The organism is Myxococcus faecalis (assembly GCF_050039385.1).
GTDB lineage: Bacteria > Myxococcota > Myxococcia > Myxococcales > Myxococcaceae > Myxococcus > Myxococcus fulvus.
Map to the genome: position 1 here is coordinate 7835449 of NZ_CP144336.1, position 21722 is coordinate 7857170.

General features: G+C 69.8%; 16 protein-coding genes. 13 read left to right on the forward strand and 3 right to left on the reverse strand.

The window, feature by feature from the left end; genetic code table 11:
- Window positions 1-31: 31 nt before the first annotated feature.
- The 8 genes from VZQ01_RS31575 to VZQ01_RS31610 all read left to right on the forward strand — a co-directional run bounded on the left by VZQ01_RS31575 (window position 32) and on the right by VZQ01_RS31610 (window position 12398).
- Window positions 32-1531 carry a carbohydrate porin gene (locus tag VZQ01_RS31575; RefSeq protein WP_223745332.1) on the forward strand — a complete coding sequence of 500 codons (1500 nt, stop codon included), beginning with the start codon at window positions 32-34 and terminating at the stop codon, window positions 1529-1531.
- Window positions 1522-3999: an alpha-amylase family glycosyl hydrolase gene (locus VZQ01_RS31580; protein WP_426745492.1), complete on the forward strand. Its 2478-nt coding sequence runs from the start codon at window positions 1522-1524 to the stop codon at window positions 3997-3999. The genes VZQ01_RS31575 and VZQ01_RS31580 overlap by 10 nt, the downstream gene beginning before the upstream one ends.
- A gap of 13 nt (window positions 4000-4012) precedes the next feature.
- Complete coding sequence (gene hemE, locus VZQ01_RS31585) at window positions 4013-5059, forward strand: uroporphyrinogen decarboxylase (RefSeq protein WP_426745494.1); 1047 nt, start codon at window positions 4013-4015, stop codon at window positions 5057-5059.
- Between the two features lie 245 nt (window positions 5060-5304).
- Window positions 5305-6795: a hypothetical protein gene (locus VZQ01_RS31590; protein ID WP_223745335.1), complete on the forward strand. Its 1491-nt coding sequence runs from the start codon at window positions 5305-5307 to the stop codon at window positions 6793-6795.
- A gap of 203 nt (window positions 6796-6998) precedes the next feature.
- On the forward strand, window positions 6999-8300 hold the full coding sequence (gene fadI, locus VZQ01_RS31595; RefSeq protein WP_223781928.1) for an acetyl-CoA C-acyltransferase FadI: 1302 nt from the start codon (window positions 6999-7001) through the stop codon (window positions 8298-8300).
- On the forward strand, window positions 8300-10531 hold the full coding sequence (gene fadJ / locus VZQ01_RS31600; RefSeq protein ID WP_426745495.1) for a fatty acid oxidation complex subunit alpha FadJ: 2232 nt from the start codon (window positions 8300-8302) through the stop codon (window positions 10529-10531). The genes fadI and fadJ overlap by 1 nt, the downstream gene beginning before the upstream one ends.
- A gap of 65 nt (window positions 10532-10596) precedes the next feature.
- The gene (locus tag VZQ01_RS31605) at window positions 10597-11730 is read left to right on the forward strand and encodes a mannosyltransferase family protein (protein ID WP_141322909.1); all 1134 of its coding nucleotides are present in this window, start codon (window positions 10597-10599) and stop codon (window positions 11728-11730) included.
- Window positions 11727-12398: a methyltransferase domain-containing protein gene (locus VZQ01_RS31610; RefSeq protein ID WP_223781930.1), complete on the forward strand. Its 672-nt coding sequence runs from the start codon at window positions 11727-11729 to the stop codon at window positions 12396-12398. The genes VZQ01_RS31605 and VZQ01_RS31610 overlap by 4 nt, the downstream gene beginning before the upstream one ends.
- Before the next feature lie 234 nt (window positions 12399-12632).
- On the opposite strand, the gene VZQ01_RS31615 is transcribed toward VZQ01_RS31610, so the two are convergent.
- Together VZQ01_RS31615 and VZQ01_RS31620 are read right to left on the reverse strand one after the other, a co-directional pair.
- Window positions 12633-13481, reverse strand: a complete 849-nt coding sequence (locus tag VZQ01_RS31615; RefSeq protein ID WP_426745496.1) for a ChbG/HpnK family deacetylase — start codon at window positions 13479-13481, stop codon at window positions 12633-12635.
- 7 nt (window positions 13482-13488) lie between these two features.
- A complete protein-coding gene (locus tag VZQ01_RS31620; RefSeq protein ID WP_141322906.1) occupies window positions 13489-14277 on the reverse strand; it encodes a glycosyltransferase family 2 protein in 789 nt (262 codons plus the stop codon).
- Between the two features lie 522 nt (window positions 14278-14799).
- On the opposite strand from VZQ01_RS31620, the gene VZQ01_RS31625 reads away from it, so the two are divergent.
- From VZQ01_RS31625 to VZQ01_RS31635, 3 genes are all read left to right on the forward strand, one after another.
- Window positions 14800-15351, forward strand: a complete 552-nt coding sequence (locus VZQ01_RS31625; RefSeq protein WP_408889622.1) for a GGDEF domain-containing protein — start codon at window positions 14800-14802, stop codon at window positions 15349-15351.
- A gap of 168 nt (window positions 15352-15519) precedes the next feature.
- Entirely contained in the window at window positions 15520-17100 is a 1581-nt protein-coding gene (locus VZQ01_RS31630) for an ATP-binding protein (RefSeq protein ID WP_141322904.1), read from the forward strand.
- Entirely contained in the window at window positions 17097-18557 is a 1461-nt protein-coding gene (locus tag VZQ01_RS31635; RefSeq protein WP_141322903.1) for a sigma-54-dependent transcriptional regulator, read from the forward strand. Before VZQ01_RS31630 ends, VZQ01_RS31635 begins: the two co-directional genes overlap by 4 nt.
- Window positions 18558-18635: 78 nt before the next feature.
- Here VZQ01_RS31635 and VZQ01_RS31640 read toward each other — a convergent pair whose 3' ends face one another.
- On the reverse strand, window positions 18636-19970 hold the full coding sequence (locus VZQ01_RS31640) for a replication-associated recombination protein A (RefSeq protein WP_426745497.1): 1335 nt from the start codon (window positions 19968-19970) through the stop codon (window positions 18636-18638).
- 118 nt (window positions 19971-20088) lie between these two features.
- On the opposite strand from VZQ01_RS31640, the gene VZQ01_RS31645 reads away from it, so the two are divergent.
- Entirely contained in the window at window positions 20089-20934 is an 846-nt protein-coding gene (locus VZQ01_RS31645) for an NAD(+)/NADH kinase (protein ID WP_223745343.1), read from the forward strand.
- A gap of 10 nt (window positions 20935-20944) precedes the next feature.
- Complete coding sequence (locus VZQ01_RS31650) at window positions 20945-21718, forward strand: YdcF family protein (protein WP_267700027.1); 774 nt, start codon at window positions 20945-20947, stop codon at window positions 21716-21718.
- Window positions 21719-21722 lie beyond the last annotated feature (4 nt).

Genomic DNA, 21722 nt, shown 5'->3' on the forward strand with positions numbered 1-21722 from the left:
AGGCGAGGTGCGCTATAAGCGGGGCCCGTCCATGCGAGTCCTGCCAGCGCGCCTCGGCGCCCTCCTGTTGCTCCTCATCCCGCTCGTCACCCTGGCCGACGCCACGAGGGACCGCTTCGGCGCCGCGGGCTACTTCCGCATCATGACCCGCCCGGACTTCTCGGGCGGCTCCGGCCAGCTGGGCTACTACTGGCTCTACGGCCGGCTCCTCAACGAGAGCCCCTACGGTGAGCTCAACCTGCGCCTGGACGTGCTCCAGGCCGCGCCGGGCTCCGACGAGGTCTGGGCGGAGGTGCACTCGCGCTTCTCCGGCACCTCGTTCCGCTCCGCGGACCCGGGCAACGGCTCGTTCCTCAACTTCCGCGCCGACTACCTCTTCGTGCGCGCGGGCAACATCCTGCTGGACCGCGTGACGTGGCAGCTGGGCACGCTCGAGGACCGCTGGAATGACTTGCACATCTACGACCAGCGCCCGGCGACGCTGCTCTGGGACACGGTGGGCCTGTCCGGCACGTACCAGGGCGACCGCTACGACGTGCTGCTCGCGGTGGGTGACAGCGGCTACACGCTCAGGCCCCAGAAGTACAACACGGTGCTCACCGGCGCCGCGTCCTTCCGCTACCGGCTGATTCCCGGGCACCTGGAGGTCGGCCTGCGCGGCCAGCTGGGCTACGAGCCCAAGGTGCGGGGCAACCGCAACGCGCTCTACCGCTCGGAGTACGTCAACTACGAGGACTACGTGCGCCGGGAGGTGGTGCAGCGCTACTTCGAGGCCAACCCGGGCCTGGAGGACTACCTGGTGCCGGACCTGGCGCCCAGGAGCGCGCTGTCCTACCGCGCCATCGGCTACGTGGGCTTCGGCGGGCTGGGGCCGCTCATCTGGGACAACCTCTACCTCACGTTCGAGAAGAAGCACCCGGAGCAGGGCTACACGGAGCGCTACCGCAACCGCGACTGGACGGTGTTCATCGCGGACCAGACCGACGAGCGCTACGAGGCGTCGCTCGGCAACGAGGCGTACATCAAGCTCATCCCCGACAAGCTCGAGGCGCTGTGGGGCGTGTGGCTGGGCTACGCCTACAACAACGACAACGCCATCAAGCCGGGCGACGACGACCGCATCATCGCGTCCACGGTGGTGCGGCTGCAGTACTTCCTCACCGAGCGCGTGCACCTCCTGATGGAGACGAGCATCGCGCGCGAGAAGAGCCAGAACGGCAACGCGTACCGCAACCACGTGGACTCGGTGTTCACCAGCACGCGCGGCATCCCCGACGCGCGCGGCCTGGAGTTCGGCGACAGCGACACGCGCGACACGTGGCAGGGCAAGGTGGGCGTGGTGCTCAACCCCACCGGCCGCGGCATCTACGCGCGCCCCAGCCTGCGGCTGCTGTACGGCTTGCAGTACTCGTCGCAGCACGCGGCGTTCGGCAACTCGTTCGTGGACAGCCTGAACCAGTACAACCAGTACGTCGGCCCCGAGCGCCACTGGCACTCGGTGGTCGCCATCGAGGCCGAAGGATGGTTCTGAGACAGCGGTGGTTGTGGTGCCTCGTCCTCGCGCTGGCGGCCTCGGGCTGTCTGAAGCGGCAGGGGCCTCCGGTGCTGGCGCCGGAAGGGACGGTGGTGGCGGTGGCGTACATCCGCGACGACGCGCGGCGCGGCGCGGTGTCCAACGTGCCGGAGGGCGTGCGTCAGCGCGTGGCGGAGGTGCTGGCCAAGAGAAACCTCCAGGCGCGCGAGGTTCCCTACGACGAGTACGCCGCCGAGTTCGCGAAGGTGACGGACACGCAGCGCCGCTTCGCGATGCTCAAGGCCCGCGCCGGGGACGCGCCACTGCTGCTCCTGGTGGAGACGCGGGTGACGTTCTTCGGGCAGGTGGGCGGGCGCTTCTCGTGGGACGTGTACGTGAAGACCACGGCCAACCGCGCCACGTCCGCGCTGGAGGCCACGAGCGACTCGGCGGACTACGGCGCCGCGCTCCAGTTCGACCAGCAGCGCGAGGATGACGCGCAGCTGGAGGTGGCCCGGCAGATTGCGGGACAGGCGGGCGCGCTGTTCGACTCGTTCCTCGCCTCGCCCATGCTGGTGCCGTCCACGGACGGTGGCCCGGGGCTGGTGCCCGGCCTGTCGGCGCCGGCCGGAGAGGGCATCGAGCCGGGCACGAGCACGCCCACCGAGCCGCCTCCTCCGCCCAAGCCCGCGCCCCAGCCGTACCGGGGCCAGTGGGCGCCGCCGGAAGGCGACGCCATCTACTTCGTGATGGTGGACCGCTTCGCCAACGGGGACGTGAAGAACGACGGGGTGGTGGATGCGAAGGACGCGCAGGCCTTTCACGGCGGAGACCTGCGTGGCGTCATCGACCGACTGGACGGGCTCAAGGCGCTCGGTGTCCGCACGGTGTGGCTTTCACCCGTCTTCCAGATGCGGACCGACAAGTTCTACGGGTACGGCGCCTTCCACGGCTACTGGGTGGAGGACTTCGGCCGGGTGGAGCCGCGCTTCGGTGACGAGGCCCTGCTGAAGGAGCTGTCCGCGGAGCTTCGCCGCCGCGACATGCGGCTGGTGCTGGACGTGGTGCTCAACCACGTGGGGCCGGAGACGCGGCTCACGCGCGAGCAGCCGACGTGGTTCCACGGGCTGGGGCCCATCGAGAACTGGAACGACTCGCGCGAGCTGGTGATGCGCGACGTGCACGGGCTGCCGGACCTGGCGGTGGAGCAGGAGGAGGTCTACCAGCACCTGCTCTCGCACTCGCTGAAGTGGGTGGACGCGGTGAAGCCCGCGGGCTTCCGGCTGGACGCCGTCAAGCACCTGCCCATGGACTTCTGGGCCCGCTACAACGATGACCTGCGCGCGCACGCGGGCAAGGACTTCCTGCTGCTGGGCGAGCTGCTCGACGGCGACCCGGTGCTGCTGGCGCGGGTGATGAAGGAGGGCCGCTTCGGGACGATGTTCGACTTCCCGCTGGCCTTCGCGCTGGTGGATGTCTTCTGCCGGGGGCGCTCTCCTTCGCACCTGGGCGCCATCCTGTTCAACGACCGGTTCCAGCCTTCTCCCCAGTCGCTGGTGACGCTCCTGGACAACCACGACCTGCCCCGGGTGATGAGCGAGTGTGGCGGGGATGTGGAGAAGGTGAAGCGGGCGCTCGCGGTGCAGCTTACGGCGCGCGGCGTGCCGGCGCTGACGTATGGCATCGAAGAGGGGCTCACTGGCGCGAAGGAGCCGGAGAACCGGGGCGACATGCGCTTCACCGCGGACCATCCGCTGCGCGCGTGGATTGCCCGGTTGTTGGAAGCGCGTCGAGGCAGTGAGGCCCTCCAGCGTGGCGAGACGATGGTGCTCGCCGCCCGGGAGGACTTCTTCGCCTACGTCCGCGTGACGCCGGATGACGCGTTCTTCGTCGGCATCAACTCCGGAACCGAGCGGCGTGTCGCGTTCCTGCCCTCGGGGCTCGGGGATGGGCACGGCATCGAGCCGCTGACGGGAAAGCGCTCCATGCTGGGGCGGCTCGCGGAGTCGGCCTATTGGCACGTCGAGGTGAAGCCGGGCGAGGTGTCGCTGGTGCGGCTCAAGGCGGCCACGCCGGGCGGCCACGCGGCGCTGGTGGAGATGGCTCGGACCGGGTGGAAGGGGGAGGGGCCTCGACGCACCGTGGTGCTCCAGACGGGAGACGCGGCGGTGAGGGTGGTGGGCGGAGGCCCGGAGCTGGGAGGCTGGAAGCCCGAGCGCTCGCTGCGCCCGGAAGCCGGCGCCGTCACTCTGTCGCTGCCCGAGGGCGGGGTCTTCGAGTACAAGCTCGTGCGAGAGGACGGCCCGGGGAAGTTCTCCTGGGAGGGCGGCCCCAACCGCCTGCTTTTCGTCCCGGAGCTGAAGACGGAGGAGGGCCCCGTGCAGGTGCCCGTGGCGTGGGAGCAGCGCTCCGTGAAGGGGCCGCCTTTCCTCCGCTTCTGTCCGCCGTTGTTGGCGATGTCGACCTCCAAGCTGTGCACCGACTGACCGAGAGCCCGAAGTGAACGACCGACTCCTCCGCGCCGCGCGCCGCCAGCCCACCGACACCACGCCCGTGTGGCTCATGCGCCAGGCCGGCCGCTACCTGCCCGAGTACCGGGCCATCCGCGGCAACATCGCCTTCCTGGACCTGTGCAAGCACCCGGACCTGGCCGCCGAAGTCACCGTGCAGCCGGTGACGCGGCTGGGCGTGGACGCGGCCATCATCTTCTCTGACATCCTCATCCCCGTGGAGGCCATGGGCATCCACCTGGAGCTGGGGGACAAGGGGCCGCACTTCCCGACGCCCGTGCGCACCGCGGCGGACATCGACAGGCTGGGCGTGCCGGACCCCGTGGAGGGCACGGGCTTCGTGGCGGAGGCCATCCGCCGCACGCGCAAGGCGCTCAACGACTCGGTGCCCGTCATCGGCTTCGCGGGCGCGCCCTTCACGCTGGCCGCGTACATGGTGGAGGGCGGCGGCTCCAAGAGCTACATCCTCATCAAGCGGCTGATGTTCGAGCAGCCGGAGCTGGCGCACCGCCTGTTCGGCAAGCTCACCGACACGCTCATCCCGTACCTCAAGATGCAGGTCGAGGCGGGGGCGAGCATCGTTCAAATCTTCGACTCGTGGGGCGGCGAGCTGTCGCCGTGGGACTACGAGCGCTTCTGTCTGCCGTACCTGACGCGCATGGTGTCCGAGCTGAAGGCCACGGGCGTGCCCGTCATCGTCTTCGGCGTGGGCATGTCCACGCACCTGCCGCTGCTCAAGCGCACGGGCGCGGACGTGGTGGGCCTGGACTGGACGCTGCCCATGGACGAGGGCCGCAAGGTGCTGGGCCCGGACGTCGCGGTGCAGGGCAACCTGGACCCCCTGCACCTGTTCCTGCCGCGCGACGAGCTGGAGGGCCGCGTGAAGGACATCCTCCTGCGCGCGGGCCCCACGGGGCACATCTTCAACCTGGGCCACGGCATCCTCCCGCCCACGGACCCGGAGGCCGCGAAGTTCGCCGTCGAGGCCGTGCACCGCCTGGGCACGGCGCTGCGTCAGGGCACGCTCAAGCCGTAGCGGTTTCCCGCAGGTCGGCGTGGCTCCTCCACGCGCGCGGGCGTAACCGGACACGCCACAGTCCGCTCGGACTGTGGCGTGGAATGTCTCGCCGCGAGGTCCTCGAGCGGCGCGTCATCCTCTGACGGACGGGAGGGCATGGCGGTTGCTCAGTGGCCGGCCGCGGCGCGCCCTTCCTTCTTCTCGACCTGGAGTTCTCCGACGTGGCCTGGCGCGGCCGAACCCGCCACACCCCGAGGAGCTCCATGTCTTCGCCTCATCCCCGAGTCCACTTCAGCACCGTCTTCAGCATGCTCGCCCTCCTGGCTGTCACCTGGGGCGGCGCCGCGCGCGCGCAGACCTTCACCCACGGCATCGCGGACAACTTCGCCGCGCCGACCGAGGCGGTGTCGCCCAGCACGGGCATGCTCAACTACATCGCCGCGAACTACACCTATCCCGGCTCGCGTCCGTTCGACGACATGAGCATCGACCGGTGGTTCGCCACCACCTTCACCAACCTGCGCCGGCTGGGCCCCATCTGTGGCGCCACGCTGCGCATGGTGGTGCGCAACGGTGACACCAACGACTCCATGGGCCTGCTCTTCATGGGGCCCGCGGGCACGCAGCTGGCCACGGGCTGGGGCGCGTCGCTGGCGAGCCTGGGCATCCCGCTCTACGGCTCCGGCACCGTCTCGCTGAACCTGGCCGCGCTGCCCGGCGGCGTGAACCTCATCCCCACCCTCAACGCGCAGGGCTTCGTGGACGTCTTCGCCCAGGATGACTCGGCGGTGGACTTCGTCACGCTCGTCGTCACGCAGTGCCGCGTGGACGTGTACTCGAAGGACAACGGCGGCGACTTCGGCAACACGCCGACGGTGGACCCCATCTGGGTGAGCCCGGACATCCGCGTGTGCCAGAACGCCGGCTGCGTGGGCCACCAGAACCCGGAGTTCGGCCAGACGAACTACGTCTACGTCACGCTGCGCAACAACGGCCCGCTCGTACCCGTGGGCAACACGGCCAGCGGCACGCTGCACGTCTACTACACGGGCTCGGGTGGCGCGGCGCTGTGGCCCATGGACTGGGCGCCCATCGGCTCCATCTCCGTGGCGGGCATCGCCCCGGGCGCCAACGTGGAGGTGATGGTGCCGTGGAACGGCGTGCCGGCGCCGGGCCACTACTGCCTGCTGACGCGCTGGGTGTCCTCGCAGGACCCGATGACGCTGGTGGAGGCGACCAACTCCAACACGCTCAACAACACGCGCTGGAACAACAACCTGGCGTGGAAGAACGTCAACGTCGTCAACCTGTCGCCCTTCGCGCCCGTGCGTGACTTCGACTTCCGCGTGCGCAACCTGCTGCGCGACAGGCCGAGCCTGGCGCACCTGGAGATCCGCAACGGCGACGTGGACCTGCCGTCCTTCCTGGAGCGTGGACAGGTGCTCGTCACGCTGCCCTCCGAGCTGTGGGACCGCTGGGGCCACGAGGGCCAGGGCTTCGAGGTGGTGGGCGAGCAGACCGTGCGCATCGTCAATCCGCAGGGCGCCCGGCTGGACGGCCTGTGGCTGGACCCGGACGGCGCGCACCACGTCAACGTGCGCTTCGTCTCGCAGGGCACCGCCGTGGAGCAGGGCCGCTTCGCCGTCGAGGTGGTGCAGCACTCGGCCAGCCCCGAGCAGCCCGACAAGGTCGAGGAGGCGGGCGGTGTCCGCTTCGACATCGTCCTGGGACCGCAGGCCGACGGAAAGAAGTAGCGAAGGCGTGTCCCTCGCGTGAGTGAGGGACGACCGAAGCACACGGGGCGGAGGCCTCACCCCCTCCGCCCCGTGGCTCCCTCGCTGGAGGAGGGAGCGCGCCAAGTGCTCGCGGATTGACTCTTGAATCAACAGAGGGTTGACGCGCCGCATCAGCGCTCATTAGAAGTGCCCCACTCGACGTCCAGGAGGGTGAGGCACACATGGCAAGCCAGAAGCGCAACAGTCACCGGAGGGTGGCCATCGTCCGGGGGCTGCGGACGCCGTTCGTGAAGGCGGGCACGGTGTTCTCCGGGCTCACCGCGCTGGACCTGGGACGGATGGTGGTCCAGGAGCTGGTGCAGCGCTCGGACCTGGACCCGAACGTCATCGACCAGCTCGTCTTCGGGCAGGTGATTCCGACGCTGACGGGGCCGTCCATCGCGCGCGAGGTGGTCATCGCGGCGGGGCTGCCGCTCAAGATTGAAGCGGCCACGGTGACGCGCGCGTGCGCGACGTCCATCCAGGCGCTGACGACGGCGGGCAACGCGATTGCGCTGGGCTACTCGGACGTGGCCATCGCCGGGGGCACCGAGGCGATGTCGGACCCGCCGGTGTTCACCAGCCGGCCCCTGGCGCACGCGCTGGCGGCGGCGTCCAAGGGGCGCTCGCTGGGCGAGAAGCTCAAGCCCTTCCAGAAGCTCAAGGCGCAAGATTTGGTGCCCGTGCCGCCCGCCATCGCCGAGTACTCCACGGGCCTGTCCATGGGGGAGAGCGCGGAGAAGATGGCGAAGGAGAACGGCATCTCCCGCGAGGAGCAGGACCGCATCGCGCTTTCGTCGCACAAGAACGCGGCGGCGGCGTGGAAGGACGGCCGCTTCGACGACGAGGTGATGCACGTGTCGGTGCCGCCGAAGTACGAGCAGACGGCCACGCGCGACAACATCATCCGCGAGGACACCAGCCTGGAGGCGCTGGGCAAGCTCAAGCCGGTGTTCGACCGGAAGTACGGCACGGTGACGGCGGGCAACGCGTCGCCGCTGACGGACGGCGCGGCGGCGCTGTTGCTCATGAGCGAGGAGCGGGCGCGGGAGCTGGGCTACGAGCCCCTGGGCTACCTGCGCTCGTATGCGTACGCGGCCACGGACCCGGGCGACCAGCTGTTGCAGGGCCCGGTGTACGCGGTGCCCACGGCGCTGGCGCGCGCGGGGCTGAAGCTGTCGGACATCGACCTCGTCGAGATGCACGAGGCGTTCGCCGCGCAGGTGGCGAGCAACCTCCAGGCGCTGGCGTCGAAGAGCTTCGCGAAGAAGGCGGGCTGGGCGGAGCCGGTGGGGGAGGTGGACCGCGAGCGGCTGAACGTGACGGGCGGCTCCATCGCCATCGGTCATCCCTTCGGGGCGACGGGGGCGCGCATCGTCACGCAGGCCCTCAACGAGCTGAAGCGTCGGAACAAGAACACGGTGATGTGCACCGTCTGCGCCGCCGGCGGCCTGGGCGCCGTGGTGGTCCTGGAGCGTGCGTGATGGCCATCCAACTCGAAGAGCTTCAGGCGAAGCAGGGCTTCTCCCTCCAGGTCGAGGACGGCGTCGCCGTCGTCACGTTCGACCTGCCGGACTCCGCCGTGAACACGCTGAGCCCGGAGGTGGGCGCGGCGTTCTCCCGGCTGCTGGACGAGGCGGAGCGCGAGGCCGACGTGAAGGCCCTGGTGTTCATCTCCGGCAAGAAGGACAGCTTCGTCGCCGGGGCGAAGATTGACTACCTCCAGACGCTGAAGACGGCGGAGGAGGCCACCGCGATGAGCCAGCAGGGGCAGGCGGGGTTCGACCGGCTGGAGGCCTTCCCCAAGCCTGTCGTGGCTGCCATCCACGGCGCGTGTCTGGGCGGCGGGCTGGAGTGGGCGCTGGCGTGCCACTACCGCATCGCCACGGACAGCCCGAAGACGACGCTCGGCCTGCCGGAGGTGCAGCTGGGCCTGCTTCCGGGCGCGGGCGGGACGCAGCGGCTGCCCGCGCTCATCGGCGCGCAGGCGGCGCTGGACCTCATCCTCACGGGCAAGAACGTGAAGCCGGCGAAGGCTCGCAAGCTGGGCATCGTCGACGAGGTGGTGCCGGTGCCCATCCTGCGCGCCATCGCGGTGCAGCGCGCGAGGGAGCTGGCGGCGGGCACGCTCAAGCCGGTGCGCGCGCACGGCCAGGGCCTGAAGTCGGTGGGGAAGAAGAAGGGGCTCGCGGGCTTCTTCCAGGGACTGGCGAACAAGGAGCTGTGGGCGGAGGTGGCGTTCGAGGACAACCCGCTGGGGCGCAAGGTCCTGTTCGATGCGGCCCGGAAGCAGCTGCTCAAGAAGACGCGCGGCAAGTACCCCGCTCCGGAGAAGGCCCTGCGGGTGGTGCGCACGGGCCTGGAGTCCGGGCGCGAGGCGGGGCTCGCGGCCGAGGCGAAGGCGTTCGGCGAGCTGGTGATGTCGGACGTCTCCAAGCGGCTGGTGGAGGTGTTCTTCGCGACGACGGCGCTGAAGAAGGAGAACGGCACGTCGGACGCGAGCGTGAAGCCGCGCGAGGTGAAGAAGGTCGCGGTGCTGGGCGGCGGGCTGATGGGCGGCGGCATCGCCTACGTGGCCGGCGTGCTGCAGGGCGCGCAGGTGCGGGTGAAGGACAAGGACGACGCGGGTGTGGCGCGCGCGCTCAAGCAGGTGCAGGGCATCCTGGATGAGCGCGTGAAGAAGCGCTCGCTCACCTGGCGCGAGGCGGCGGCGAAGCAGGCGCGAATCACCGCGGGCACCGACTACAGCGGCTTCAAGTCGGCGGACCTGGTCATCGAGGCGGTGTTCGAGGACCTGAAGCTCAAGCACCGCATCCTCGCGGAGGTGGAGGCCGTCACCGGGCCCGACGCCATCTTCGCGTCCAACACCTCCAGCATCCCGATTACCGAGCTGGCCAAGGGCAGCAAGCGGCCCGCCCAGGTCATCGGCATGCATTACTTCAGCCCGGTCAACAAGATGCCGCTGTTGGAGATCATCACCCACGCGGGCACGGCGGACCAGGTGACGGCCACGTGCGTGGAGGTGGGGCGCAAGCAGGGCAAGACGGTCATCGTCGTCAACGACGGGCCGGGCTTCTACACCTCGCGCATCCTCGCGCCGTACCTGAACGAGGCGGCGTACCTGCTGGCCGAGGGCGCGGACATCGCCGCCCTGGACAAGGCGCTGGTGGAGTTCGGCTTCCCGGTGGGGCCGATGACGCTGCTGGACGAGGTGGGCATCGACGTGGCCCACAAGGTCAGCCCCATGATGGAGGCGGCCTTCGGCAAGCGCATGGTGGCGCCCAAGGCGCTGGATGGCGTGGTGGCCGACGGCCGACTGGGCCGCAAGAGCCAGAAGGGCTTCTACCTCTACGAGAACGGGAAGAAGAAAGAGGTGGACCCCACCGTCTATGGCCTGTTGCCGCACGGCAAGGAGCGCAAGGGCTTCGACGCCTCGGAGATGGCGGAGCGGTTGGTGCTGCAGATGGTGAACGAGGCCATCCGGTGCCTGGGCGAGGGCATCCTCCGCAGCGCGCGCGACGGCGACGTGGGGGCCATCTTCGGCCTGGGCTTCCCGCCGTTCCTCGGCGGTCCGTTCCACTACGCGGACGCGCGGGGGCTCTCGGAGGTGCTGCGCAAGCTGGAGCACTACCAGGACAAGCTGGGTGAGCGCTTCACGCCCGCGCCGCTCCTGGTGGAGATGGTCAAGGAAGGCAAGACGTTCTACCCGCGCTGAGGCGTGGGTTCCCGCCGCTCCGGTGCTTGACCGGGGCGGCGTTCTGGGACCAGCCTGCCGGCCGAATGGCCCGCTCCGCGTCTCGCACCATCGCCCTGGTCGTCCTGGTCGCCGTCCTGCTCTGCAGCGCCGCCGCCGCGGCCGGGGCGTGGCGCTACTTCCACAAGAATCCGCAGAACCCCGTCGTGCGGCTCGACGAGTACGTCACCATGGGCTGGGTGGCGTGGGATTCGAGCTGGTACATGCGCATCGCGCAGGACGGCTACCAGTACACGCCGGGCGAGCAGAGCTCGGTGGCCTTCTTCCCGCTCTACCCGCTGCTCATCCGCGCGGTGGAGACCCTGGGGCCCAACGTTTATCAGGCGGGGGTGCTCATCACGCTGCTGTGTGGCCCGCTGGCGCTGGTGATGTTCACGCGCTGGGCCAGGCTGCTCGCGGACGAGGACACCGCGCTCAAGGCGGGCCTCTTGATGGCGATGTACCCGTTCACGATGTACTTCTACGGGGCCATGTATTCGGACGCGCTGTTCGTCCTGCTGGTGGTGACGTCCTTCGTGCTCCTGGAGAAGGGGCACCTGGGGCCGGCGGTGCTGGTGGCGGCGGTGGCCACGGCGGCACGGCCCGTGGCGCCCGCGGTGGTGCTGGGACTCCTGGTTCGCAGGCTCGAGTGGAAGCACGCGCGGGGCGAGAAGTGGACCGCGGTGGACTTCCTGCCGGTGCTCTCGGGGGTGGGGTTCGGCTGCTACATGCTCTACCTGTGGCACCAGTTCGGAGACCCGTTCGCCTTCGTGAAGGTGCAGGGCGCGGCGGGGTGGGCGCAGACGCCGGGGTGGAGGACGTGGCTGAAGGTGTCGTGGTTCGAGCACGTGGTGCTCAACCCCACCGACAAGCGCGAGGCGTTCCGGCTGGCGGCACACGCGTTCTTCACGCTTCTGGCGCTCGCGCTGGTGTGGCCCACGCGCAAGCTGCTCGGGTGGGGGTACGCCGTCTACGTGCTGGCCATCGTCGGGCTGCCCGCGTGGTCCACGAAGGACTTCATGGGGATGGGGCGGTATCTGCTGTCGTCGTTCCCCGTGTTCCTGACGGGGGCGATGCTCTTGCGTGAGCGGCCGCGCGTGCTCCAGGGGGCGCTGGCGGTGGGCGCGGTGTCGTTGCTCGTGTTGTCGTGGGCGTTCGGCGCGGACTACTACATCTCATGAGCACGCTCCTCGACGAGGCCCTCGCGTTGTACTCCCGGCTGCCCGCGGCCGAGCGGTTCCATGTGCATGCGCGTGCGTCCTCGGCGCCGCTGCTCGCGGTGGTGGAGCGCATGCCCGCCGGTGGCACGGTGGCGGACATCGGCTGTGGACACGGGTTGTTGTCCGCGCTCTTGGCGCTGTCGGACCCGAAGCGCGAGGTGCACGCGGTGGATCCGGACCCGCGCAAGGTGGGGTGGGCGCGCGAGGCGCTCGCGGGGCTGCCGCGGGTGAAGCTCGCGGAGGGGACGTTGGAGGAGGTGCTGGCGCCCGCGCTGCCGGGGACGTGCGAGGCGGCGGTGGTGTGCGACGTGCTCTACCTGTTGCCCGAGGAGAAGTGGCCCGGCTTCCTGCGCACGGCGCGCGGGCTGCTGCGCCCTGGCGGCCGCTTGTTGTTGAAGGAGGTGGAGGGGGATGGCTCCTGGAAGCACCGCAAGGCGCTGGCGCAGGAGTGGGTGATGGTGTCGCTCCTGGGGCGCACGAAGGCGAGCGGAGGAATGGTGCTCAAGCCTCGCTCGGCGATGCGAGCGCTCTTGGAGGACGCGGGCTTCACGGTGCGCGAGGTGGTGGACCTGGGACGTGGCTACACCACACCGCACGTGCTCTACGTCGCGGAGGCGAGTGCTCCGTAGTCGCTGGGGCCTCACGGTGCGCGCGGTGGTGGCGTCGTGGCGTCGGGCGCCACTACGTCCTGTGGGCGCTACGTCCGCAGAGGCGGAGTCCCCTCGGCGGGCACAGGGGCGAGGTGAATACGCCGAGCCGTAGAGCGCCATCGCACCGAGGCGCGTGTTGCTCATGCGAGGTGGCTGCAACGCGCGCAACCATGCGCAGCGGAGGCGCGGGGCATCCACGCCATCGCACGTGCTCTACGTCGCGGAAGCGAGCGTCCCGTAGGAGTGGAGCTGGATGCCTCGCTCGGCGAGCTGCGCCTTCACGCGGGCACTCGTGAGCGCCTCCAGCTCCGCCTGCCAGCCGTAGGTCCACGCCGGGTCCTCGGGCACCTGCGGTGTGCCCTCGCCAGGGTGACAGCCCACCTCGAAGTCTCCCGCCGGCATCGCGTCCAGCACCGCCAGCAGCGCGGCCTCATCCAACCGGCCCGCCTCGAACACGCCGCCCGCGCTCACCCTACGCACGCCGTGCCGAGCCCGGGGCGCCGTGCGCGCCAGCACCGTGAGCAGCGTCGCCTTCAGCGCGGGGCCCGGCGTGCGCAGCCACCGCGCGCGGGGCAGGGCGTCCGGCCAGCGCACGGGGAGCCGCTCCCGCGCGGCCATCGCCTCGACCATCGGCCGGATGCCGGGCAGCAGGTGCAGGTGCTGGTGTCCATCCAGGTGGTCCACCACCACGCCCAGCTCCCGCGCGCGCCGAAGCTGCGACTCCAGCTCCAGCTCCACCTCCGCGCGCCGCACCTTGCCCGTCAGCCACGCCTTCGCGAACTCCGCCCAGCTCGCACGCAGCCGCCCGTCAGGCGCCACCGTGGGGACCCGGTGGGCGCCCGCCGCGGGCTCCAGCCGCGTCGACAGCGCCAGGTGCAACCCCACCGCGAGCCCTTGCCCGCGCGCACGCGCCGCGGCCTCGGGCGCGGTCGGCCCCATGGCGAGCAGCGTGGCGCTGGTGACGATTCCCTCGCGGTTCGCGCGGAGGATGCCCGCGTCCAGGGACGGGTGCAGCCCCAGGTCATCCGCGTTGACGATGAGGCGCCGGGGCCGCGTGCTCACGGACGACTCAGCCCCGCGCCGAGCGGCTGTTCGCGGTGCGCAGCGGCTGCACCGACGGCGGCAGGCGCACCGGCTGCGACGGCGGCGCGGGCGTGCGCGTCTCCGGGTAGAGCTTCACCAGCTCCTTCACCATCTTCACGATGACCGACGGCGAGGCCAGCGTGGACACGCCACGCGTGCGCGGGAAGTAGTCCACGCCCATCTGGAACACGCGGAAGCCCTTGCGGATGGCCTTCACCACCAGCTCCGCGTCGATGAACGAGCCCTGGCTCTTCAGCTCCATCGACTCCAGCACCCGCCGGTGCATCACCTTGAAGCTGAAGTTGACGTCCTTGATCTGGATGTCGAACAGCGCCCGGATGAGCATGTTGTAGACGAACGAGTAGACGATGCGCTTGGGGCCCTCGCTCGTGCGGTCGAACCGGAAGGCGCAGATCATGTCCGCCTCCAGGTAGTCCATCAGGTGCAGCGAGCGCTCCAGCTCCCGCAGGTCCCACGGCAGGTCGATGTCCGAGTAGACGACGATGTCCTTGGTCGACGCCGCCAGCCCCGTGCGCATCGCCCCACCCAGCTTCAGGTTCACCGGATGGTTGATGACCCGCAGCTGCGGAATCCGCTTCGCCATCCCTTCCGCAATCTCCTGCGTGCGGTCCGTCGACGCGTCGTTGACCACGATGATCTCGAAGTCGTCCGTCAGCTGCGGCAGCGCCTCCAGCGCCCGACTCACCGCCCGCTCCACGTAGTCCTCCTCGTTCCATGCGGGGAGGAAGAGGCTGATGCTGGGGTACTTGGCCACGACGGACCTCGATGCTCGGAGAAGGGGATTCCGGGCGGCTCGGTAGCAAGGCCCGGGTCCTAAATCAATCAGGGGGCTCCCACTCGCGAACACCCCTGTGCTACCGTGGAATCACCATTTTACGGGGACACTGTGACCTCTAGGCCTCATACCCTGCTGGTGGTGGATGAAGCGGAGTCAACCCTGGCCCGCCTCGCGAGGGCCCTCGGTCCGGAGGACTACTGCCTCCGTCTGATTTCCCCGGGCCCGGAGGTGGGCCGGCTGGCGAGGGAGGTGGACCTGGTGGTGTGGGTGGGCGGAAGACAGGTCACCGGTGACTGGCTCGACAAGCTGCTGGGCCAGGAGGGCCCGCCAGGTCCTCCGGTGATGGTTCTGACCCCCCGGGAACCTCGCGAGTCTTGGCTGGAGGCGCTCACCCGCGGCGCCGAGGTCATGTTCGACCCATGGGATGTGGAAGAATTACGGGCGCGGGTGGCCCGGTGCCTGACGGTCCACGCCCGATTTTCGCAACTATCCAACCAGGTGGGTGAGCTGCAGCGGCTGTCCTCGACGGACGGGCTGACGGGGGTCCACAACCACCGCCACTTCCAGGAGCGGCTGCGCGAGGAGTTCCGCCGGGCCCAGCGCTACGACGACCCGCTGTCGCTCATCCTCATGGACCTGGACCACTTCAAGCAGGTCAACGACAGGCATGGCCACACCACGGGGGACGGCGTCCTGAGAGAGGTGGCGGCGGCGCTCCAGCAGAGCGTGCGGGAGACGGACCTGGTGGCCCGCTACGGAGGCGAGGAGTTCGCCGTCCTGCTGCCGCGCACCCACCTGACGGGCGCGCTCACCGTGGCGGAGCGTGTGCGCAAGGATTTGGCGACCCTGCAGGTAGGGCCCCAGGGCTCGCTCCGGGTGACGGCGTCGCTGGGCCTCTCCAGCTTCCCCCACCGCACCGTCCTCAGCCCCGAGCAGCTGCTGCTCACCGCCGACGAGGCCCTCTACCGGGCCAAGGCGGAGGGCAGGGACAGGGTCTGTCTCCACTCTCAAATGCCCCTGTTGCCGCCCAATCCCTCGCAGGGCGAGTGACCTGGGTCAAAGACCCTGGGGTGTTGTTGACCCATAAGGATGGGGGGAGTCTAGGATGACCCCGCTCCTCGATTGTCGGGGAGTCGAATCATCCCGTGATTCCATGGGTTTGCGACGCCCCACCGGCTGGCAGACACATTGCAAATGTCATGGGACGGAAAGAATCCCATGGGCCCCCTCGCCGCACAGATTACTCAGACGGAAGCAGCGCCGCGCGGGCGGCTGCTGCTCGTGGACGACGAGGAGAACATCCTCAAGTCCATCCGGCGGGTGCTGCGCCGGGGGGACTGGGACATCGAGACGGCGACGGACGCGGAGCAGGCGCTGCGCACGGTGGAGGCGTTCCGCCCCGAGGTCGTCATCTCCGACTTCCGGATGCCGGGCATGAACGGGGTGGAGTTCCTCACCCGGGTGAAGCAGCAGGAGCCGCGCGCCCAGCGCATCATGCTCACCGGCCAGGCGGACCAGCAGGCGATTGAGGAGGCCATCAACCGCTCGGAGATCTTCCGCTTCATCTCCAAGCCCTGGAACGACAGCCACCTGGTGCTGACGGTGAAGAGCGCGTTCGAGCAGTACGCGCTGCAGGCGGAGAACGAGCGGCTGTACCGGGTGACGACGGCGCAGAACGCGGAGCTGAAGCTGCTCAACGCGGACCTGGAGGAGCGCGTCGCCCAGCGCACGCGGATGCTCAGCCAGGCCAAGCGCGAGTGGGAGCTGTCGTTCGACTGCATGGAGACGCCGCTGTGCGTGGTGCGCGGGCGCGACTTCGCGGTGCGGCGGGCGAACCTGGCGTACGCGCACGTGGCGGGGCGCTCCATCGAGCAGATTCCGTCCGACATGGCCTGCTACCGGTATCTCTTCGGTCGCAACGAGCCGTGCACGGGCTGCCCGCTGCCGGCGGCGATGGAGAGCGGCAAGGGCGCGCGCGGAGAGGTGCAGCAGGGGGGCAGGACGTACGTGGTGGCCGCCTACCCCATGGCGGGGGACGAGCGGGTGGTGTGCACCTATCGCGACGTCACCGAGGAGCAGGCGATGACGCGCCGGCTCATCGAGACGGAGAAGATGGCGGCGGTGGGGCAGCTGGCGGGGGGCGTGGCGCATGAAATCAACAATCCGCTGGGGGGCATCCTGGCCTTCGCCCAGCTCATGTCCCGCGACGCGGGCCGCAGCGACGCGGACCTGGAGTCCCTGGGGCTGATTGAAGAGAGCGCGCTGCGGTGCAAGCGCATCGTCGAGAGCCTGCTGAAGTTCAGCCGACACAGCCGCGTGGAGGACCGGCGGCTGTTCGACTTGTCGCGGTGCGTGGAGGACGCGGCGGTGCTCTTCCGGGCGCAGCTGAAGACGACGCCGCGCGCGGAGCTGTCGCTCGATTTGAAGGACGGGCTTCCGAAGGTTTATGGCGACCCGGGCACGCTCGCGCAGGTGGTGTTGAACCTGCTGCAGAACGGCCTGCAGGCGCTTCCAGAGCGTGTAGGCCAGCTCAAGCTGGAGACGGGCCGTGAGGGTGACCGCTGCTTCTTCGCGGTGACCGACACGGGGTGCGGCATCGAGGAGAAGCACCTGCCGCGCATCTTCGAGCCCTCCTTCACCACCAAACCCCCCGGTGAAGGCACCGGGCTGGGCCTGTCCATCGCGTACCGCATCGTCCAGGACCACGGGGGCAGCTTCCACGTCGACACCCAGGTGGGCGCCGGCTCCCGTTTCACCGTCTTCCTGCCCATTCCCCTGCAGCTCGAGAGGTTGCCGTGAACCAAGTCAAGCGCGCCAAAGTCCTCGTCGTGGATGACGATTCGGTCGTCCTCAAGGCCGTGACGCAGATTCTCCAGCGCGAGGGCCACCCGGTGGTGGCCATTGATGACGCGGTGGAAGGTCTGACGGCGGCCAAGGACCCGACCATCGACGTCGTCGTCCTGGACATCAAGATGCCGAACCTGTCCGGCATGGACCTGCTCCGCGGCATCAAGGCCGAGCGTCCGGACGTGGAGGTCATCATGATGACGGCCTTCGCCACCGTGGAGACGGCGGTGGAGGCGGTGAAGGCGGGCGCGTACGACTACCTCACCAAGCCGTTCGAGAACATCGACGAGGTGAGCCTCACGGTGGCCAAGGCGGCCGAGCGCAAGGCGCTCAAGGACCGCACCCGCGCGCTGGAAGAGGCGCTCACCGTGCGCAGCCAGTTCGAGGACCTCATCGGCCAGTCGCCGCAGATGCGCTCGGTGTTCAAGCTGGTGGAGACGGTGAGCCACTCCACGGCCACGGTGCTCATCCAGGGTGAGAGCGGCACGGGCAAGGAGCTGGTGGCGCGCGCCATCCACTACCGCAGCTCGCGCAAGGACAAGCCGTTCGTCGCGGTGAACTGCTCGGCGCTGACGGAGACGCTGCTGGAGAGCGAGCTGTTCGGCCACGTGAAGGGCAGCTTCACGGGCGCCACGGGCAACAAGAAGGGCCTGTTCGAGGCGGCCGACGGCGGCACCATCTTCCTGGACGAGATTGGCGACGTGCCGCCGGCGACCCAGGTGCGTCTGCTCCGCGTCCTCCAGGAGGGCGAGGTCAAGCGGGTGGGCGCCAACGAGCCGGTGAAGGTGGACGTGCGCGTCATCGCGGCCACGCACGTGGACCTGTCGCGGGCGAAGGAGCAGGGCAAGTTCCGCGAGGACCTGTTCTACCGGCTCAACGTCATCACCATCGACCTGCCGCCGCTGCGGGACCGTCCGCAGGACGTGCCGCTGCTGGCGCACCACTTCCTGAAGCTGTACGCGTCCAAGGCGGACAAGAAGGTGACGGGCATCTCCCCGCGCGCGATGGAGGCCCTGACCTGCAACCGTTGGACGGGCAACGTGCGCGAGCTGGAGAACGTCATCGAGCGCGCGGTGGTGCTGACGGGCAATGACGTCATCGACGTGGAGGATTTGCCGCCCGGCTTCCAGTCGGCGCCTCAGGCCGACTCGGCGGTGGAGGTGTTCAGCCTGGCGCACCTGCCGTACGCGCAGGCCAAGCGTCTGGCGATGCGGGCGTTCGAGCGGCGCTACCTGTCGGCGCTCCTGGAGAAGAACAACCAGAACGTCTCCAGCGCGGCGCGCGCCGCGGGCGTGGACCGCTCCAACTTCCGCCGGCTGCTCAAGCAGTACGAGGTGGCGGGCCGCTCCATGAAGCCGCGCGTCCTCAAGGACGACGAGGGCGCTGAGCCGCTCGAGGCCGCGTCGTAGTCGCGACGGGACGAACTGGATGAACTCCTGGCGCTGGTGAGGGACTCCCTCACCGGCGCCTGTTCGTTACGAGAGGCCTCACCCTTCGTCTTCGCCCGGTTCGCGTGTCCTCTCCGCGAGCTGGCGCTGGATGTCCTCGTACCGCTCCGCCAGTCGCGCCTCCTCGCCGTTGCGAGTCGGCGTGTAGAAGCTCCGTGAGCGCAGCTCGTCGGGCAGGTAGTCCTCGGGGACGTAGTTGCCCTCGAAGTTGTGCGGGTACTTGTAGCCGCCGCCGTAGCCCAGCGACTTCATCAGCTTCGTGGGCGCGTTGCGCAGGTGCATCGGCACGGGCAGCGCGCCCTCCTTCGTCACGGCCTCGCGCGCGGACGTGTACGCCGTCAGCACCGCGTTCGACTTGGGCGCCAGCGCCAGGTACGTGACGGCCTGCGTGAGCGGCAGCGTGCCCTCCGGCAGGCCCACCAACTGGAACGCCCTCAGCGCGTCCACCGCCACGCTCAGCGCGCGCGGGTCCGCGTTGCCGATGTCCTCCGACGCGAAGATGACCATGCGCCGGAACAGGAAGATGGGGTCCTCGCCCGCCTCCAGCATCCGCGCCATCCAGTACAGCGCCCCATCCACGTCACTGCCGCGCATCGATTTGATGAAGGCGCTGATGACGTTGTAGTGCTCCTCGCCGCCCTTGTCGTACAGCAGCGTCTTCTGTTGGAGCGCCTCCTCTGCGGCCTTGCGGTCCACGTGCGCCCCCGCATGCGCCGCGGCCACCTCCAGCCCCGTCAACGCCTTGCGCGCATCCCCGCCCGCCGACGCCGCCAGGAACTCCAGCGCGTCGTCGTCCGCCGTCACCCGTCCTCCCAACCCGCGCGTGTCCAAGAGCGCCCGACGCAGGAGCGCCACCAGCTCCTCGTCCTCCAACCCGCGCAGCGTGACGACCCGGCAGCGCGACAGGAGCGCCGCGTTCACCTCGAACGAGGGGTTCTCCGTCGTGGCGCCGATGAGCGTCACCGTGCCCTTCTCCACGTGGGGCAGCAGCGCGTCCTGCTGCGCCTTGTTGAAGCGGTGGATTTCGTCGATGAACAGGAACGTCCGCTGGCGATGCAGGTTCCAGCGCTCCTGCGCCCGCGCCACCGTCTCGCGGATGTCCTTCACCCCCGCGAGCACCGCCGACACCGAATCGAACGCGGCGCCCGTCGAGCGCGCCACCAGCCAGGCGAGCGTCGTCTTGCCCGTGCCGGGAGGCCCCCAGAGGATGAGGCTCGGGACTTGGTCCGCCTCCAGCGCCCGACGCAGGAACCGGCCCTCGCCCGTGAGGTGCTCCTGACCGACGAACTCATCCAGGGCGCGCGGCCGCATGCGCTCGGCGAGGGGCGCCCGGCGGGCCTGCTCCTTCTGTCCCGCGTGTTCGAAGAGGTCCATGGACCCCTCAAAGCTAGCGCCCCGGAGGCGGGCACGCCGGGGCGTCTGTCCGGTGGGCGGGACCTTCGACAATTCAGGGGAGCGCCCGGGCGCCTGGCTGGATTATGAAGCAGGCTGCGTGCAGACCCTCGTCATCGTCGCGAAGAAGGACAACCCCGAGGCGGTGGCCCTGGCGTCCCGCATCCGCGAGACCTACCCGCACCTCACCATCCTGGGAGACCGCTCCCTGGCCCACGAGCTGGGCTGGCCCCGGGTGGAGGACCGCGAGCTGGCGGCGCGCGCGGACCTCACGGTGGTGCTCGGCGGGGACGGCACCCTCATCTACGCGGCGCGGCTGCTCGGCGGACGCGGGGTGCCCATCCTCGGCGTCAACCTGGGCAGCCTGGGCTTCATGACGGAGGTCCCCGTCGAGGAGCTGTTCACCACGCTGGAGGAAGTGCTCGCGGGCCGCTTCCAGGTGGACTCCCGCATGAAGCTCACCTGCCGGCTGATTCGCGGCGGACGCGTGCTCATCGAGGACGAAATCCTCAACGACGTGGTCATCAACAAGGGCGCGCTGGCGCGCATCGCCGACCACGAGACCTCCATCGATGGCGTGCCCATCACCACGTACAAGGCGGACGGCGTCATCCTCGCCACGCCCACGGGCTCCACCGCGTACTCGCTGTCCGCCGGCGGCCCCATCGTCCATCCGTCCGTGGACTGCACGGTGCTCTCGCCCATCTGCTCGCACGCGCTCACCCAGCGCTCCATCGTCGTGCCCGCCGACCGCACCATCCGCATCACCCTGCGCAGCGAGACGGCCGACACGTACCTGACGCTGGACGGCCAGACGGGCCACGGCCTGCAGGGCGGTGACTGCATCGAGGTGGTGCGCTCGGCCAACCGGGTCAACCTGGTGCGAAACCCGCGCGTGGCCTACTTCTCCATCCTCCGGCAGAAGCTCCACTGGGGCGAGCGCTGACGGACACTCCGTGTTCCTGTTCCTCTCGAAGGTGCTGGACCTGTTCCTGGCGCCGCTCACCTGGGCGCTGCTGCTCATCCTCGTGAGCCGGCTGCCCCGGCTGCGCCCCGCGCTCGCCCGAGGGCTCCTCGTCGCGGGGCTCGGGGTGCTCTACGTCTTCTCCACCGAGGCGATGTCCACGCTCTTGACGTACCAGGTGGAGGAGGGGGCCCACGACACGTTCCAGCCCGGCGAGCCCTACGACGCCGTCATCGTCCTGGGCGGAGGACTGGACCCCTCCGCGATGGAGCGCTCGGGGCGGCTCGAGTTCAACGCCGCGCCGGAGCGCATCCTCCGGGGCTATGACTTGATGCGCGAGGGACACGCCCGCTTCGTGCTCATCTCCGGCGGCTCGCTGGACCCGCGCCCCACGGCGGTGGTGGAGGCGGACGTGCTCTCGCGCATGCTCCAGGACTGGGGCATCCCCGCCGAGCGCATCGTCACCGAGGGCCAGAGCCGCAACACGCGCGAGAACGCGGTGGAGTCCGCGCGCATCATCCAGGAGCGCGGCTGGAAGCGGCTGCTGCTGGTGACGAGCGCGGCCCACATGCCCCGGGCGCAGGGGTGCTTCGCCGCGGTGGGCCTGCGCCCGGACACGCTGCCGGTGGACGCGAGGATGCCGGCCTTCCGCATGGGCCGGCTCGGGTGGCTGCCCCGCGCCGGAGCGCTGTCGCAGAGCACGGACGTGCTCCGGGAGCTCGCGGGGCGCGTCGTCTACCGGCTCCGGGGTTGGACTTCGCCCTGACGTG

Coding starts and splice junctions, on each gene's coding strand:
- VZQ01_RS31575 (WP_223745332.1), top strand. CDS start 32: ATGCGAGTCCTGCCAGCGCGCCTCGGCGCCCTCCTGTTGCTCCTCATC.
- VZQ01_RS31580 (WP_426745492.1), top strand. CDS start 1,522: ATGGTTCTGAGACAGCGGTGGTTGTGGTGCCTCGTCCTCGCGCTGGCG.
- VZQ01_RS31590 (WP_223745335.1), top strand. CDS start 5,305: ATGTCTTCGCCTCATCCCCGAGTCCACTTCAGCACCGTCTTCAGCATG.
- fadI (WP_223781928.1), top strand. CDS start 6,999: ATGGCAAGCCAGAAGCGCAACAGTCACCGGAGGGTGGCCATCGTCCGG.
- fadJ (WP_426745495.1), top strand. CDS start 8,300: ATGGCCATCCAACTCGAAGAGCTTCAGGCGAAGCAGGGCTTCTCCCTC.
- VZQ01_RS31605 (WP_141322909.1), top strand. CDS start 10,597: ATGGCCCGCTCCGCGTCTCGCACCATCGCCCTGGTCGTCCTGGTCGCC.
- VZQ01_RS31610 (WP_223781930.1), top strand. CDS start 11,727: ATGAGCACGCTCCTCGACGAGGCCCTCGCGTTGTACTCCCGGCTGCCC.
- VZQ01_RS31630 (WP_141322904.1), top strand. CDS start 15,520: ATGGGCCCCCTCGCCGCACAGATTACTCAGACGGAAGCAGCGCCGCGC.
- VZQ01_RS31640 (WP_426745497.1), bottom strand. CDS start 19,970: ATGGACCTCTTCGAACACGCGGGACAGAAGGAGCAGGCCCGCCGGGCG.